Source organism: Algisphaera agarilytica (assembly GCF_014207595.1).
Classification (GTDB): domain Bacteria; phylum Planctomycetota; class Phycisphaerae; order Phycisphaerales; family Phycisphaeraceae; genus Algisphaera; species Algisphaera agarilytica.
On record NZ_JACHGY010000001.1, the window covers coordinates 1,940,712 to 1,956,257 of the forward strand.

General features: G+C 64.0%; 11 protein-coding genes and 2 tRNA genes. 6 read left to right on the forward strand and 7 right to left on the reverse strand.

Features of this window, described 5'->3' with window-relative positions; all coding sequences use genetic code 11:
* Positions 1-19: 19 nt before the first annotated feature.
* The gene (locus HNQ40_RS08160; RefSeq protein ID WP_184677386.1) at positions 20-1,045 is read right to left on the reverse strand and encodes a Gfo/Idh/MocA family protein; all 1,026 of its coding nucleotides are present in this window, start codon (positions 1,043-1,045) and stop codon (positions 20-22) included.
* A gap of 231 nt (positions 1,046-1,276) precedes the next feature.
* On the opposite strand from HNQ40_RS08160, the gene HNQ40_RS08165 reads away from it, so the two are divergent.
* Both HNQ40_RS08165 and HNQ40_RS08170 read left to right on the forward strand, forming a co-directional pair.
* Positions 1,277-1,951, forward strand: a complete 675-nt coding sequence (locus HNQ40_RS08165) for a bifunctional 4-hydroxy-2-oxoglutarate aldolase/2-dehydro-3-deoxy-phosphogluconate aldolase (RefSeq protein ID WP_184677387.1) — start codon at positions 1,277-1,279, stop codon at positions 1,949-1,951.
* Positions 1,952-1,993: 42 nt separating this feature from the next.
* Positions 1,994-3,082 carry a sugar kinase gene (locus tag HNQ40_RS08170; protein WP_184677388.1) on the forward strand — a complete coding sequence of 363 codons (1,089 nt, stop codon included), beginning with the start codon at positions 1,994-1,996 and terminating at the stop codon, positions 3,080-3,082.
* A 207-nt stretch (positions 3,083-3,289) separates the two neighbouring features.
* On the opposite strand, the gene HNQ40_RS08175 is transcribed toward HNQ40_RS08170, so the two are convergent.
* The 3 genes from HNQ40_RS08175 to HNQ40_RS08185 form a co-directional block, all read right to left on the reverse strand.
* A complete protein-coding gene (locus HNQ40_RS08175) occupies positions 3,290-5,179 on the reverse strand; it encodes a sulfatase-like hydrolase/transferase (protein ID WP_184677389.1) in 1,890 nt (629 codons plus the stop codon).
* Between the two features lie 251 nt (positions 5,180-5,430).
* Positions 5,431-5,520, reverse strand: a tRNA-Ser gene (locus HNQ40_RS08180).
* Positions 5,521-5,707: 187 nt separating this feature from the next.
* Positions 5,708-5,779: transfer RNA gene (locus HNQ40_RS08185), tRNA-Met, on the reverse strand.
* 196 nt (positions 5,780-5,975) lie between these two features.
* Between HNQ40_RS08185 and HNQ40_RS08190 the strand changes: the two genes are divergently transcribed.
* From HNQ40_RS08190 to HNQ40_RS08200, 3 genes are all read left to right on the forward strand, one after another.
* On the forward strand, positions 5,976-6,803 hold the full coding sequence (locus tag HNQ40_RS08190) for an SDR family NAD(P)-dependent oxidoreductase (protein ID WP_184677390.1): 828 nt from the start codon (positions 5,976-5,978) through the stop codon (positions 6,801-6,803).
* 229 nt (positions 6,804-7,032) lie between these two features.
* Positions 7,033-8,514 (forward strand): hypothetical protein, encoded by a 1,482-nt coding sequence (locus tag HNQ40_RS08195; RefSeq protein WP_221435429.1) that lies wholly within the window; start codon positions 7,033-7,035, stop codon positions 8,512-8,514.
* Positions 8,515-8,543: 29 nt separating this feature from the next.
* Positions 8,544-9,599, forward strand: a complete 1,056-nt coding sequence (locus HNQ40_RS08200; RefSeq protein ID WP_184677391.1) for a glycoside hydrolase family protein — start codon at positions 8,544-8,546, stop codon at positions 9,597-9,599.
* A 73-nt stretch (positions 9,600-9,672) separates the two neighbouring features.
* On the opposite strand, the gene HNQ40_RS08205 is transcribed toward HNQ40_RS08200, so the two are convergent.
* Complete coding sequence (locus tag HNQ40_RS08205; protein ID WP_184677392.1) at positions 9,673-10,125, reverse strand: prepilin-type N-terminal cleavage/methylation domain-containing protein; 453 nt, start codon at positions 10,123-10,125, stop codon at positions 9,673-9,675.
* Positions 10,126-10,368: 243 nt separating this feature from the next.
* Between HNQ40_RS08205 and HNQ40_RS08210 the strand changes: the two genes are divergently transcribed.
* Positions 10,369-11,961: a sulfatase-like hydrolase/transferase gene (locus HNQ40_RS08210; RefSeq protein WP_184677393.1), complete on the forward strand. Its 1,593-nt coding sequence runs from the start codon at positions 10,369-10,371 to the stop codon at positions 11,959-11,961.
* Between the two features lie 16 nt (positions 11,962-11,977).
* Here the strand turns inward: HNQ40_RS08210 and HNQ40_RS08215 are convergent, their stop codons facing one another.
* Together HNQ40_RS08215 and HNQ40_RS08220 are read right to left on the reverse strand one after the other, a co-directional pair.
* Positions 11,978-13,447, reverse strand: coding sequence for a DUF1501 domain-containing protein (locus HNQ40_RS08215; RefSeq protein WP_184677394.1), 1,470 nt, complete (start codon positions 13,445-13,447; stop codon positions 11,978-11,980).
* A 21-nt stretch (positions 13,448-13,468) separates the two neighbouring features.
* A complete protein-coding gene (locus tag HNQ40_RS08220) occupies positions 13,469-15,451 on the reverse strand; it encodes a DUF1800 family protein (protein WP_184677395.1) in 1,983 nt (660 codons plus the stop codon).
* Positions 15,452-15,546 lie beyond the last annotated feature (95 nt).

The window sequence follows — 15,546 nt, forward strand, 5'->3', positions numbered from 1 at the left end:
CGTGCGCGGATAACACGTCTTATTCCGAAACCACGCGGCGGGCTTCCATCACCTGCTCGGTTACCTCGACCGCGAGGTCGGTGACGCGTAGGCCTTCTGCTGCGGTGGGCAGGTTGTTGGCGTCGCCGGTTTCGAGCGCCTTGGCGAAAGCGCGGTACATCCCGGCGAAGTCTTTTTCGTGGTGGTACTTCAGGGTCTGGGTGCCCTCGGTGTTGCGCAGCTCGAATCGGCCGATGTTGCGGTCGTAGGTGATCACGCCGTCGGTCCCGATGAGCTGATACAGGAACAGGCTTTCGGGGTCTTTCATGGTGTGGCCGAAGCCGTAGGAGATCTCGACCATGGTGTGGGCACCGTTGTCGTGGTCGAGGTGGGCGTAGACGTGGTCGGGGGCTTCGTAGTCGTCGGCCCACGCGCCGTGGCCCCGCGCATTCACCACGGGGCTGCCCAGCCACCACTGGGCGAGGTCGATCTGGTGGGTGCCGCAGTCGACCATGGGGCCGCCTTCGAGCATCCGGCCGTGCCGATGCGGGGCGACGCCTTGCTCGGGGTCGCGCTGGTTGTACTTGCCGTGGCAGTCCCAGTTGTAGATCAGCCGCAGCGAGCGGACATCCCCGATCGCGCCCTCGGCGACGAGGTCCTTGATCTTCAGGGCCGAGGGCGAGAAGCGGTAGCAGAACGCGACGTACAGCGGCACGCCCGCGGCGTCGGTCGCCTCGATCATGCGCTGGCCCTGCTCCTTGCTCATGGACAGCGGTTTTTCGCAGAGGATGGGCAGGCCGTGCTTGGCCGCGGCCAGGACGTTGGCCTCGTGGGCGGGGGCGGGCGAGGTGATGGCGACCGCGTCGATGCCCGAGGCGAAGAACGCTTCTTCGGTGTGGCAGGCGTGGCGGACGTTGAAGCGGTGGGGGCTGGCCAGGTCGCGGGCGCGGCTGGCGTCGGGGTCGTAGATGGCGTGCAGCTCCAGCCCCGCGGTGTCGCGGATGGCCGGGAGGTGCCCGTAGGTCGCCACGTTGCCACAGCCCATCAGGCCGATTTTCTTACTCACGTCGAAGGTTCCATCCGTTGTCGTCAGCGGTCGATAGGCCCGGGCCCGGACTCGCGCTCGAGTCGTCGCCGGGGCGAGACGGCTTAGATCATAGACCAATTTGCAGCCGGAGCGAAGGGGCGAGGCGGGCGTGACCGCGGGCCCGGGTTCAGTACACTGAGGCCCCGAATCGCCTCGCCGAACCCGCGGAAATCCGCCGCATCACGCCCCCATCCCCGCAGACGCAACACCATGGCTTCACCCCCGCCTGCCCCCGCTCCCGTCTTTCCCGAAGCGATCGCGCAGCGCCTGCGCTCCACCCGATTGGTCGCGGGCTTCTCCACCGAAACACCCGAAGACGCCGTCGCCACCGCCAAGGCGATCCTCGCCGGCGGGATCGATGCGCTCGAAGTCACGCTGCGCACCGCCGACGCCGTGGCGGGCATCCGCGCGATCGCCGAAGAATTGCCGGACGTGTTGCTGGGCGTGGGCACGATCCTCACGCCCGAGCAGGTGCGCCGGGTCAAAGACGCCGGGGCCCACTTCGGCGTGAGCCCGGGGCTCAGCATGGACGTGATCGAAGCCGCCGCCGAGTGTGGCCTGCCCTACGCCCCGGGCATCGCCACGCCCAGCGAGCTGACCCAGGCCGTCAACGCGGGCAGCCGACTCGTGAAGCTGTTCCCCGCAGCCAACCTCGGCGGGGTGCCGTACCTCAAGAGCATCGCCGCCCCCTTCGCCTCGCTCGGCGTCGAGTACTTCCCCTTCGGCGGGGTGAACCGCGACAACATGCAAGACTACTTGGCCCAGCCCGAGGTGATCGCCGTAGGCGGTACCTGGCTCGCGCCCAAGGCCATGATCCAGAACCAGCAGTGGGACCAGATCACCGAAGCGGTCAAGGAATCGGTCGACGCGCTCGGCAATCAATAAACAACAACAAACGAAACAGGCTTAATCGAGATGGATGTAAACATGAAAGCAGTCGTGGGTTTTGGTGAGATCATGGGACGCATGGCCGCAGTCGGCCCGCTGCGTCTGCGTCAGTCACGCGCGCTCGACGTCACCTACGCCGGGGCCGAGGCGAGTGTTACCGCGTCCATCTGCAACTTCGGCGGGGTCGGCCGCTACGTCACCGCCCTGCCTAAGCACGCCCTGGCCGAGGCCGCGATGGACTCGATGCGGGCCGTGGGCATCGACACATCTTTCATCAAACGCACCGACTACGGCCGGCTCGGGCTGTACTTCCTCGAGACCGGCGCCAACCAACGCCCCAGCAACGTGATCTACGACCGCGACGACTCGGCCGTGGCCATGACCCCAGCCTCGGGTTACGACTGGCCGGCCATCTTCGCCGACGCGCAGTGGCTGCACCTCAGCGGCATCACGCCCGCCCTTTCCGCCCACGCCGCCGAGGCTACGCTCGAAGCCGCCAAGGCCGCCCAAGCCCACGGCGTCAAGGTGTCGATCGACCTCAACTTCCGCAAGAAACTCTGGCGCTGGTCGGACGAGCTACAAGGAAAGGCCCTCGCGGGGAAAACGATGCGCGGCATCCTGCCGTTTGTCGACGTGGTCATCGCCAACGAAGAAGACTGTTCCGATGTGCTGGACATCCACGCCGGCGAAAATGACGTCGAGTCCGGCGAACTTGACATCTCCCACTACCCCGGCGTCGCCCAGCAGGTTATTGAGCAGTTCCCCAACGTCTCCAAGGTCGCGATCACCCTCCGCGAAAGCCTCTCGGCCTCACACAACAACTGGGGCGCGATGCTCTACGACGGCGCATCCAAGCAGGCCCACTTCGCGCCGCTCGATCAAGCTGGCAACTACCGGCCGTACGAAATCAAAAACATCGTCGACCGCGTGGGCGGCGGCGATTCGTTTGCCGCCGGGCTGATCTTCTCACTGATCACCTCCGAGCTGAGCGACCCCGCCGTCGCGGTGAAGTACGCCGTGGCCGCGTCGTGCTTGAAGCATTCGATCAAAGGCGACTTCAACTACTCGACCCGCGCCGAAGTCGAAGCCCTGATGGGCGGCGCAGCATCGGGCCGCGTGGTTCGCTAAATCAATCTCATCCTCATGTAGGTCAGGTCTTCGACCTGACAACGTCTATCTGTGACGCTGATGTCGCGTCGGCCGTAGGTCAGGCATGCTTGCCTGACGCGAGTATGCTGTGGTTTGATGTCAGGCAGGCATGCCTGACCTACAAGCGACAAGCTTCTTTGCGTGGCACCGATGTCCGCGTCAGGTCGAAGACCTGCCCCACTACCCTCAGCGCGATACGCTCGGCAGTTCAAGTTTCTTGTCATCGCCGCCGTAGAGCTGCGGGCCGGCGTCGAGGCGGAAGACTTTGCCTTCCGGCCCGGCTTTCCAGTCCACCTCGATGCGACGCGGTTCGCGGATGACGATGTCTTCGAGCTTGTTTCGCAACGCGGTGGCGACCTCGGCGTAGCGCGGGTCGAGCGCGACGTTCTGCACCTCGTTTGGGTCGGCCGTGAGGTCGTAGAGTACGGCTTCGACTTGCTTCAGCGATTTGCCCAGCGGCCAATCCATCTGCTTTCCGGGTGCGTTGACGGGCTTGACCTTCATCGAGAAGGCGTAGTCCTTCGTGCGGAGCGCCGCCCGCGGGCCGGTGACCCACCAGCTCTCGATCAGCACGTAGTCCCGTGCGGGGACGCTACCCTCGGCGACCTTCGCGAGGTCGTAGCCGTCGAGGTGGTCGAACTCGGATGAGTCCACGTCAAGCCCCGCCGCGGCATAGAACGTCGGCGCCATATCGACGAACTCGGTGAAGTCGTGGACGACTTTGCCCGCAGGGAAGTTCTTCTTGTCCGAGGACACCACGACGACAGGGTTGTGGACGTCGAGGTCCCAGGTGGCGAACTTCGAGGTCATGCCGTGCTCGTTGAGCTTCCAACCGTGGTCGCCACAGACGTAGACGATCATCCAGGGCTGGCCCTGCGCTTCGCTGTAGGCGGTGAAGGCTTCGACGGTTTCGCCCACGAGTTGGTCGCCGTAGGCGCAGAAGGCGTAGTAGTCCTGGATCATCTGCTGCAGATGTGCTTCGGTGAGGTGGTCGGTGCGCTTGCTGCCGTAGAGCTTTTGGAGCTGCGGCGGGAACGCGGCGATCTCGCCGGGCGCGGCCTGGGGGATCTTGTAGGTGTACTGCGCGAAGCGGTCGCGGTAGGACTTGGGCGGGAGCACGGGGGTGTGCGGGAAGTCGAAGCCGACGTGGACAAACAACGGCTTGCTGGGGTCGGGGCCATGCAGTTTTTTACCGGTGACGGCTTGGTACGGCTGCCCCGCGTTTTGCAGGTACTTTTCGAGGTTGCGCACGGTGAAGCCGTCACGCGTCAGGCCGACGGATCGGCTGCTCTCTCCGCCGATGATCATGCGGTCGAACGACTCAACGGGGTCTTTGCCCGGCTCGTAGTGCGGGAGGATTTTCAGCCGCTCGACCAGATCAGCGAAGGCCTCGTACGACTCGGCGGGATGGTCGCCGGACTTGACGTTGTTGACCAGGACGCGTTTGCCGTCGTCGAAGTAGAAGACGATGTTCTCGCCCCGGTTCTTTCCATCTACCCACAACGGCTCTTTGACCCAGTCGGTATCACCCGCGAGGCGGAACTTGCGGTCGCCGCCGATGATCTGCTGGTACTGCTGGCTGTCCCAGCTCACCTTCTGGCCGTCCCACGGCAGGGTGCGTTCGCCGAGCTTGCCGGTGTGAGCGGTTTGGTAGCCCGCCGCGGCGAGGGTTTCGGGGACGGTGCTGCGATAGATGTCGGCGTTGTTGGCGTGGTGCGTCTCGAAGCCGTACACACCCCGGCGGTGCGGGTAGCGGCCCGAGTGCATCGCGGCCCGGCTCGGCGCACAAGCGGGGCTCTGGGTGTAGGTATTGATGAACGTGGTGCCTTCGGCGACGAGGCGGTCGACGTGGGGCGAACTCACTGGGCCGAGCGGGCTGTCGTCTTGGTTGGACACGATGCGGTTGAAAGCGGCGATGGAGTCGTAGCGCTGGTCATCGGTGATGATCCACAGCATGTTCGGCTGCGTCGCGGGCTCGGCGGCCAGACTCGACACGCCGGGAAGGCCGCACCCGACTGCGGTCAGGATCGCCAGGGCTTGGGTGAGAGGGCGGAGAGGGTTCAGGAGTTGGAACACGGCAGGCCTCCAATTAGTGCCCAGAACCAATCAGGCTGGGCGAGATGGGTCGTGGAATGTGTGAGTGAATGAACCGATCAGAATGCGAGACGATGCGGAGATTATGTATATTATCTGTCCAATTCAAGGAATATTTATCCGATTTCTCGTCGAAATCTTGCTGAGGTGCATCAAAATTGCCTGAGAGTCGGTTGTGATATCAAGACATAAATAAAGACAGCCACCCATCGGGCGGCTGTCTTGGTATGAAGCGGAGAGGGCGGGATTCGAACCCGCGGTAGGAGAAGTACCCCTACGACGATTTAGCAAACCGTTGCCTTCAGCCACTCGGCCACCTCTCCAAAGGTGTTTCCCGCCGGTTCGGGCACGTCGGGGCGTGCATCCGGGCGGGAAATCGGCGATGTCGGCCTCACTGTACCCGGTCCGGGTCCCCGGCGAGCGGCCGGGGCATCGGAAGTGGGGGTGAAGCCAACCCCACTTGACCCGGTTTCGACGCCCGGGGGCGGCCGATTTCGAGGGTGGGGGGAATGGCGATGACTGGATTCGAACCAGTGACCGAGGGCTTATGAATCCCTAGCTCTACCGCTGAGCTACATCGCCTGCGATCCGGCATTGTAGTAATCCCCGCCCATCGTTCAAGCCTGCCCCGCTTTCTGGAGGTTCTCGGTCGATGCGGGGGGACGGATGGGCGGGGGCGGGCTTGGTAGACTGTGGCCCGTTTACGATTTCGCTCATCCGCGGCGTGCCCAACCGTCGCGATGAACTACATAACCTGCCCCCCACGGAACCCCGCCCCATGCCCGTCTCCACCTCGCTCTTCGATCTCACCGGCCAAGTCGCGCTCGTCACCGGCGGCGGCTCGGGCATCGGCAAAGCCTGCGCCACCGCCCTGCTCCAGCACGGCGCTAAGGTCGTGCTCGGCGGACGCACCCTGTCCAAGGTCGAAGAAGCGGCTCAGGAGCTCGACGCCCTGGGCGACGACTCGGGCGAGGACCCCGTGGCCGTGCCGGTGCAGCTCGATGTCGCGTCGGACGACTCGGCCGAGGCCGCGGTGAAGTTCGCCATGGACACCTTCGGCGGGCTGAACATCGTGATCAACTCGGCGGGCATCATGTGCAAGAAGCCGACCTTCGACCTCACCGGCGAAGACATGAACAGCCTCTACAACATCCACATCACCGGCGCCCTCCGCGTCAGCCAGGCGGCGGGGCACATCTTCCGCGAGCAGCACCAGGGCTCGATCATCAACATCGCCTCGATCAGCAGCTACATGAGCCTCACCGAGGTCACCGCCTACGCCTGTGCCAAGAGCGGCATGATGGGACTGACCCACAGCCTCGCCAACGAGTGGGCGAAGTACGGCATCCGCACCAACGGCATCGCCCCGGGCTTCATCCCCACCGACATCAACCGCAAGATGATCGAAGGCACCGACCGCGGACGACGCATCCTCGAACACACCCCCATGGCCCGCTTCGGCGAGGGCTCGGAGATCGCGGGTGCCGCGGTCTATCTCGCCAGCCCCGCGGCGAGCTTCGTCAATGGCATCACGATCCCGGTCGACGGGGGTTACCTCGCCTCGGGCATCGGCGACAGCGTCGCGCCGTGGGAAGCGGAGAAGTAAAACTCCGAGTTAAAGTCTTTTGGCTTGGGCAAAGCCCGTCGGTGCTGGAGCTCCAGCCGGCGGGCTTTTTTATGCGTTGCGCGTCGTGAAGAGACGGCGAGTTGAGTGGCGCGGCCGGACAAGACGGAAAATGGATTGTAAATCCTTTACCAGACGGGGCGGGTGGCCTTACGATGTTGGGCCCGAGTGTCCCACGCAGTTCTCGCTCCACCCTCCAGGAAGTATCTCCATGCATTTCGGTTTCAAGGCGTCGTTTGTTTTTGTCGTTCCGGTTCTCGTGTGTCTGCTGTTCGCCGGCGAGGTGTTGGCCAAGCCCACGCCATGGTCCGAGGGCGGGCGGATCGCGATCACTGCGGATGGCAACCCCGATGCGGACTCGGATGATGTGGGCGCGACCCCACTCACGCTGGCGGTCTTGGCAAAGGTCGGGCGGCAGGCGGACCTGGTGCACTACGACTTCAACAACTGGATGGAGTACAAGCCGATCGCGCCGAAGAAGAATCGGCTGTGGGACAGCGCGATGGGCGGGCAGGCCCGCTGGGGGTTTGAGCCCGGGGTGTTCTTCGATGTTTCCTTCGACCCCGAGGGCGCGGTCGAGAACCTCACCAAGCAGATCAATCAATCGACCGCGGATGATCCGCTCTTCCTGATCGCAGCGGGTCCGGTCGAGTTGGTCTACCGAGCGATGGTCGCCGCCGACGCGGACCGCCTGGATCACGTGGTATACATCACCCACCACCGCTACAACAACTACTACAAGCCGCGGATGTGGCACCGCAACCTCGACGACATCCTGGCGCTGCACCCGGGCCTCAAGGTCATCGCGATCAAGGACCAGAACCAGACGCTCAAGACCAAGAAGTTCGACGATTGGTTCTGGCTGCGTGATCACCAGGACCCAAACCTGCAGTGGATCTTCGAGCGTCTCGAGGCCAGCCGCAAGCCCGACGCGTCGGACGCGGGGATGCTGACCTGGCTCATCGGGCTCAACGGCAACAATGAACTCATCACGATGGAAGAGCTCATCGAATGGTTCGGCACCGAGCCGATCGAGAAGAACGGCAAAGAAACCGCCACGCCTCCGGCCCCCCAAGCCACCCGTCCGGAGATCCCCCTGCCCGACACGGATGTGATCTTCCAGGAGGTGGATGGCCGGATCGTCATCGAAGCCGAGAGCGTGCCCGTTCAGTTCCACTGGCAACTCGAAACCTCCGAGCCCGGCTACACCGGCGAGGGCTACCTCCGCTACGTCCAGAAAGGCCTCAAGAGCACCGACCAACTCGCCCGCGGCGTGTTGACCTACAAACTCCGCATCACCGAGCCCGGCACGTACCGTATGGCGCTGAAACACTCGCACCGCGGCGCTGCGACCAACGACGCGAAGTCCAACCAGTGTTACACGCTCATGGGCATCGAGCCCGCGCCGTTCGGCATCATCCGCCGGACCTCGCACCCGCTCGCCGACGCGGAATTCAAGCAAGGCACGGGTTTCACCTTCAAGACCCAGCACGAAAACTACGGCACCGTCGCCCGAACCGAAGGCAAGACCTCCGTGCCCGTGTACGAACTCGACAAGGGCGACCACTACTTCTTCATCGCCGGCCGATCCAACGGCTACCGCTTGGACAAGATCCACCTGTTCAAAGAAGGCGTCGGAGGCTTCGGAGACGACTCGATCCCCGCGACGCCGATGATCGATGGCAAGCCCTGATGTTTGGTTCACTTTTTGAGTCAATAACCATGCGTAAGATCGCTACGCTCATCGTGACGGCTGGCTTGTTTGCTTCTTCTGCCGCGTTTGCGGCGGAGGACGAATACGAGATCGGCCGCAAGCTCCCCGCCGACGCGGTGGTCACCCACCCCGACTCGAACCCGCTGCGTGATGCGTTGCGGCCCGTCCCCGCGACCGCGGTGTTCGAGATGGAGGGCTGGTCGTTGTGGGACCCGTCACTCATCAAAGTCGGCGACACGTACCACCTGTTCTGCTCGCGTTGGCCCAAGGCGGACGACCACTCGTTCGACTCCGGCTGGAAGCGTAGCCACGTGATCCGCGCAACGTCGAAGAGTCTTTTTGGGCCGTACGAGTTTGCGGAGGTTGTGCTTCATCCGAAGGACCACCCGTGGGCGACCCGGGGCGTGCACAACCCCAAGATCACCCGCGTCGGCGACCGCATCCTGCTCTATCACCTCGGCATCCCGCAGTGGTCGACCGGCTTCGCTTATGCCGACTCGATCGAAGGCCCGTGGACCCCGCTGCCCGAGCCCGTCGTCAAAGCCAACAACCCCGCCCTGCTCGCCCACGACGACGGCAGCGTCTACATGGTCTCCAAGCACAAACCCAAGCCCACGCAAGACGGCAAGTGGGACGCCTGCCTCAAAGCCCACGTCGCCGACCACATCGACGGCCCCTACCGCACCCTCGGCGAAGGCCGCAACCGCCTGCCCTACAACCTCGAACTCGAAGACCCCACGCTCTGGTGGGCTAACGATCAGTACAACCTCGTCTGCACCGACTGGGAAGGCAAAGTCACCGGCACCCAAAAATCCGTCGTCTACTACACCTCCAAAGACGGCATCCACTACGAACTGTTCTCCAAGCTCCCCGTCTGGACCCAGGACGAACCCATCGTCCTCGAAGACGGCACGCACCTCAACGCCAGCCGTATCGAGCGCCCGCAGGTGTACATCAACGAGAACGAAGAGTTCGCCGCCCTGCTCGTCGCCGTGGGCATCGAAGAACGCAGCCACGACTACATCGTGATTCGGCCGGTGGACAACTTCGTGCCGGACAATTGAATGATTGGCGCAACGGCTTGGGGCCCTTGCCCCTATCTCGCCGCAACCACGCATTGAAATAAACTGACGCTGCTTACGGCCCGACCGGCCAGATCAGGTAGTGGCTCTGGTTGCGGTAGATGCCGGTCTCGGGGTTGTCATCATCGAAGCGGCGTTCCATCTCGTCACGGTCTTCTCGTGAGACGGTGTGGATGGAGAGATTGAAGCCGTGGTCCCGGATACCGCTGCCTTCACCGTTCCAATCCCACGCCCGGCCGATCGGCGGCGGCACGGTAAACGCAGCCTCATCCAGGTATCCGACCATCTCGGGCGGGAGGGTTTGGATCGCAGCGTTGGGCGGGTAGGCCATGTAGTCCGCGTGATAGATATCCAAAGCCGCCGCGATCTGACGAAAGCCCTGATGCGTGGTGGCGTATTTCCCGTTGGCGCCGAACGCCGCGAGCCGTGGCACCGCGATGGCCGCGAGCAGGCCCACGATCACGATGACGATCACCAATTCGATGATGGAAAAGCCGCGGCTAATCATGGATGTCCACCAGAGGCATTATCGGCAAACGCCCGTTAATGGATCGATTAGCGTTCGGTTATGCGAGCAGGTCTAGCGTCTGGGTGGAGTTTTCAAGGCAACATCTGATCGAGCTCTGGAGTGCCACACTGAGTTTTTGTATTGGTGTTGACAGGAATACAGTCTGGCGTAAAATATAAAAATATGTTAGTATATTTGCATCATCTCAATCTGCTCAGCTCATCACAGCAAAGGTCCATCGCCATGCGTCTGATTGTTTCAGCCCTGCTGACCCTTTTCCTCGTCCTGCATGGCCAAGCCCAGGCCGAGGCACCTACCAACAGTCGGCCGAACATCGTCTTCTTGTTCGCCGACGACATCAGCCCCCGCGAGATCCCGGTGTACGCATCCAACACCTGGAGCAAGCCCAAAGGCGGCGACACGAACGACCCCAAATACCTCGCCAAAACCCCGGCGATGGATCAGCTGGCCGACAAGGGCTGCTGGATCCGCACGACCTGGGCGACGCCGACCTGCATGCCCACCCGGGCGATGGTCATGACCGGCCGATACGCCTACCAAACCAAGTGGTGGCACAACCGCGACATCGGCAAGGTCCAGTCGCCCCAAGGCGAACGCGAGTGGTACCTCTTCGAGAGTTCGCCCATCACGCTGGGCCAGGTCGCGCTCATGGGTGGCTACGCCAGCGTCTGGGCGGGCAAGACGCACATGCGGGGCAACGAGCGCGACTTCGAGCGTTTTGAATTCACCGAAGCGGTGATGAGCCTAGGCATGGCGTTGGATGAGGACCGTAAAGCCAACACGTTCATGACCAGCGTCGTGGAGGTCGACGGGAAACGCGTGGTGATGAACCGCGACGACGGCAAGACCGCTCCCGGCTACCCCTTGGCCCGGAGGAGCTTCGGCTTCAAGCCATTCATCGCGGTGATGAACGACAAGGGCAAGCGTGTGGGCACGCAGTGGTGGCCCTACACCGAGGAAGACAAGGCCAACTTCGGCGTGAACACCTACGGGCCGGACGTCGAGCAGGACTACTGCCTCGACTTCATGCAGCGGCAACACGACGCGGGCAAGCCGTTCTTCGTCTACCACGCCACGCACCTCGGCCACGGCACGTTCGACTGGCTCGACCCACAGTCCGGCAGCAAGTGGGCCGGCACGCCCGTCATCGAATGGGACGGGGAGAAGTACCACCGCACCCCGACCCACATCACCGGCAGCAAGGGCGAATACGAAGCCCACGGCACCGTCACCGAAGCCGGGCTGCACTCCCACATCAACTACATCGACTACATGCTCTGGCGTTACATGCAGAAGGCCGAGGAGATGGGCGTCGCGGACAACACCATCTTCATCTTCTCCGCGGACAACGGCTCGCACCAATACGGCAAAACCAAGGTCATCCAAGAGCGCGGCGTGGCCGTGCCCATGATCATCTACGCCCCGGGCATGACAAAAAGCGGTCGCCAGGACATCATCTCGTCGCTCGCCGACATCCTGCCCACGTTTGCCGACATCATGGGCGTGCCGCTGCCCGACAACTACAAGATCGATGGCCGCAGCCTGTGGCTGTACCTGTCGACCGACAGCGATGAGCACCACGACTGGATCTATTCCTACCGCCAAGACAAGCAACTGATTCGCGGCCACCACGTGCTGCGTGACGGCGACGGTAAGTGGTGGGACGTCACCGAGTTCCCCGACGACCACACCAGCTTTCCCGAGATCAAGGACTGGGACAGCGTGTCGGACGCGCACCGCGCAGAGAAAGCGAAGCTCGAGTCGCTCCTGCCCCAGTTCGACCTCTACCACACCGAGCACGGCCCACCACAATAAACGGAACAGCTGAACGCTACGCCAGAAGCCCGAGGTGGCTCGACGGATTGCCCACGTCGAGGAACCGGCCCACGTTCGGAAACACGGTGGACATCTCCGACAGCGGAACGCCCATCCAGCGGGCGAACTCGAAGCCGTAGGCGTCGACGGAGGTGGTGGGGATGAATCGGCCGTCGCCGACGTCGTCGGGGCCGTTGATGCGGATGTTGGGGAAGGTGCCGTAGAGGCGGTTGCCTTGGAGTTGCTTGCCGCCCATCACGAGGTGGTGTCCGCCCCAGCCGTGGTCCGAGCCGCTGCCGTTGGAGGCGAAGGTTCGGCCGAAGTCGGAGGCGGTGAAGGTGGTGACTTCGTCGCGTTTGCCCAGTTGGCCGAGGGCTTCCCAGAAGTGGGTGAGGGCCTGGTCGACTTGGGTGAGCAGTTCGCCGTGGGGGCCCATGTACTCGGTGTAGTCTTCGTCGCCGACGAGGCCGTCGTGGTGGTCGAAGCCGCCGATGGAGACGAAGAAGACCTGTCGGCGGTGGCCGAGCTTGGACTCGGCGTTTTCAATGAGGCGGGCGACGGTGTGGAGCTGCGTCGCCAGCGGGTTCTCTTCGGGGACCTTGGCTTTGATGCGCGACCGGCTGTTCATCATGCCTTCGATCATCTCGCCGTTGACGATGGCGCGTTCGGTGACGTCGCGGACGACGTCTTGCATGGCGTGGCGGTTGGCGTGGCCGGGGTCTTCGCTGGCGGCGAGCATGTCCATGTACGCCCGGCGGAGCTGGGCCTTGCCGCGGCGCGACATCTCGTCTTCGGAGAAGCTGGCGGTGCCGTCGGGCCCGAGCACGTAGGGGTTGACGGTTTGGCCCGACAGGAATTGGCTGACCCCGGCGACGGAGATGTTCATCGACACCGATGATTTCTGGTTGGTCGCCGCGGCCTGGAGCATGTCGGCGAGGCGTCCGCCCCACCCCAGGCCATCACGCGCATCGGGGCGAGACAACTGCCACTGCTCGGCCTGGCGCTCGTGGGCGAAGAGCTCTTGCGGGACGTGCGCCGCCCCTCGGCGGTAGTCACGCAGCGTGGTGGGCTGCAGCAGCGTGCCGACGTTGGCGACGACCGCAGCGTTCCCCTCCTTGAAACGCTGCTGGAAGCCTTTGAGCGCGGGGTGCAGCGCGAACGTCTGCCCCCCGGCGTTGTCGGGTTTGATCGCCATCGGCTTGAGATACCGCGACGGGATGGCGAGGTTGCCGCGGGCCTTGGCGTAGTCGCGGTAGGACTGGTCGCCGCCGGACAAGGGGATGAGCGTGTTGCCGTTGTCGTTGCCGCCGAAGAGGAAGACGCAGACGAGCGCGCGGTAGTCGTCGAAGCTCTCCTGGTCGAGCGCCGCGGCGAGGCTGCGGGTCGTCAGCAGCTGCGAACCCAGGCCCGCGAGGCCTAGCGCCGCGCACGAGCCACGGCGGAGAAGCGAACGCCGAGAAATCAATTGGTCGAGGTTGTCGTTCATCGTGGCTCCTGGGTTTGAGGGTCAGTGAAGCACCCGGAACGCGGGGTGGCCGAGCGTGAGGTACACCGCGGCGTAGAGGCGTTCATCCGGGTCGCGGATGCGCGACACGGCCGTGGCGATGTCGCTACGGGTTTCTGGGGCAAGGCCGCCGTGGTCGAGGCGCTGGGCGATCAGATCAACGAGAGCCTCGGGGTCTTCGAGCGAGTCGTAGGCTTGCTCGGCGAAGGATTCGTTGAAGTCTTCGAGGCCGTAGAGGACGGATGCGGTGATGAACTCGAGCCCAGCGATCGCGCGGTACTCGTCCATGAGCTGCAGCTCGGGGGCGGCCATACCCGTGGCGGCGAGCTCGGTGTTCACGGGCGTGTAGGTGGGCAGGTAGAAGTTGAAGACCGACGGCGTGTTGAGGAAGCCTTGGCCGGTGAACTCGTCCATCTCCCACATGAGGTCGTAGTCGGTGCGGGGCAAGTAGCGGGCGGGCTGGTGCAGCTCGAACGCGCGGGCGACACCGACCATGACGCGCATCGGCTCGAGGGTGAGCCCGGCATACGGACTGTCGCGGTAGGCGGGGTTGCGGGCTTCGTCATCGAGGAGGATGGCTTTGATCGTGGCACCGAGGTCGCCGCGCTGGCCCTTGCCGTAGGGGCCTTCGCCCTGGTAGGCCTCGGCGACGCGCTGGACGTAGCCGGGCGTGGGGTTGCTGGTGGTGAAGCGTTGGATGAGGCGATGCGCGATGAACGGCGGGTGGCTGGGGTGGTTGAACAGGTGACGCAGCGCGACGCGCACCTCTTTGACGGCGCGGGCTTCGGTGCGGTTGCTTCGCGAAGCAGCAGGAATATTGCGCGTTTTCTTGCTCGCGCCGGGGTAATCGAGCAGCCGCTTGGGGCCGAAGTCGTGGTCGGTGATCACCCACCGGGCGGGGGCCGCGGAGGCGAGGTCGTCTTCTTCTTCGGGTTCGATCTCGCCGTCGATCAGGCCGGTGAAGACGCGGGCGAGTTCTTCGACGTCCTGGTTGGTGTAGTTGGGGATGGGCTGTCCGTCGGCGTCGCGTTGCGGGGTGCCGTCGGGGTTCAGCCTGTGAAGGCCGATGGTGAACAGCTGCATGACCTCCCGGGCGTAGTTCTCGTCGGGCGTGGTGCCGAGCTCGGCGTTGGCCTTGGCGTTGTTCTTGTAGGTCAGCCACTGGGCCATGCCGCTGTTGAACGTGAGTTCATCGAGCAGCTCGAGGTAGTTGCCCTTGGTCTTGCTTCGTCGGTCGGGCAGGGCGTGGCGGAGATAGACGTTGTAGAGCGCGCGGTGGCCGTGCTCGACGCCGAGCTCCTCGGGCACCGCCCCCTCGGCGTTGATCGGCAGGACCTGCACCAACGCCCACGCCATCCGCTGCCGCAGCTGATCGTCCGCCCCGATCAAGAGATCGTCGATCAGGATCACGGTGTCGACTTCCTCTTGCTGGTCGTCTTCTTCCAGCTCCTCGTCGTACTCGATCTCGTTCTCTCGGCTCCGGGCGAGCTTGTCGGTCAGTAGCGAAGCGGGCATGGCGAGCTGCTTGTCGATCCACGCTTCGAAGCCGCGCCGCATCACAAACTCGACGTCTTGCTCGGTGGGTCCGAAGGCGGCCTGCCAGAGGAAACGCTGGGCCTCGGCACGGGTGATGTTCTTGCTGGGTTTCCACGGCTGTTCCGCGACCGAGATCGCGATGGACTGCGTGGCGGAGTGGCCGGCGTCGGAGGTGAGGTGGAGGGTGAGCTCGTGCGTGCCCGGGGTTTGGAAGACGTGTTGGATCGACGGCCCGGTGCCGAGGGTTTCTTGGCCGAGGGTCCAGCGGTACCCGGCGAGTTTTCCGCTGGAGGTGGTGCTTCGCGACGCGTCGAAGGCGACTTCCAGCGGGGCTACGCCGAGGTGGGCCGAAGCGTTGATCCGGGGCGATAAGTCGGTCTCTTGCGCGACCGCGCTCGATATCCCCACGGCCAAGGTGACAACGGCAAAACGAACCACGCGACGCATCATGGGACACTCCGGGTTGGAGGCGTGCGGGCGTCGGGAGAGCTAAAACAAGCCTTCCGCGTCGCCCTGCATGGATGAGTGCAGGGCCGACGCGGAAG

Coding starts and splice junctions, on each gene's coding strand:
- HNQ40_RS08200 (WP_184677391.1), top strand. CDS start 8,544: ATGCGTAAGATCGCTACGCTCATCGTGACGGCTGGCTTGTTTGCTTCT.
- HNQ40_RS08220 (WP_184677395.1), bottom strand. CDS start 15,451: ATGATGCGTCGCGTGGTTCGTTTTGCCGTTGTCACCTTGGCCGTGGGG.
- HNQ40_RS08165 (WP_184677387.1), top strand. CDS start 1,277: ATGGCTTCACCCCCGCCTGCCCCCGCTCCCGTCTTTCCCGAAGCGATC.
- HNQ40_RS08170 (WP_184677388.1), top strand. CDS start 1,994: ATGAAAGCAGTCGTGGGTTTTGGTGAGATCATGGGACGCATGGCCGCA.
- HNQ40_RS08195 (WP_221435429.1), top strand. CDS start 7,033: ATGCATTTCGGTTTCAAGGCGTCGTTTGTTTTTGTCGTTCCGGTTCTC.
- HNQ40_RS08215 (WP_184677394.1), bottom strand. CDS start 13,447: ATGAACGACAACCTCGACCAATTGATTTCTCGGCGTTCGCTTCTCCGC.
- HNQ40_RS08205 (WP_184677392.1), bottom strand. CDS start 10,125: ATGATTAGCCGCGGCTTTTCCATCATCGAATTGGTGATCGTCATCGTG.
- HNQ40_RS08190 (WP_184677390.1), top strand. CDS start 5,976: ATGCCCGTCTCCACCTCGCTCTTCGATCTCACCGGCCAAGTCGCGCTC.
- HNQ40_RS08210 (WP_184677393.1), top strand. CDS start 10,369: ATGCGTCTGATTGTTTCAGCCCTGCTGACCCTTTTCCTCGTCCTGCAT.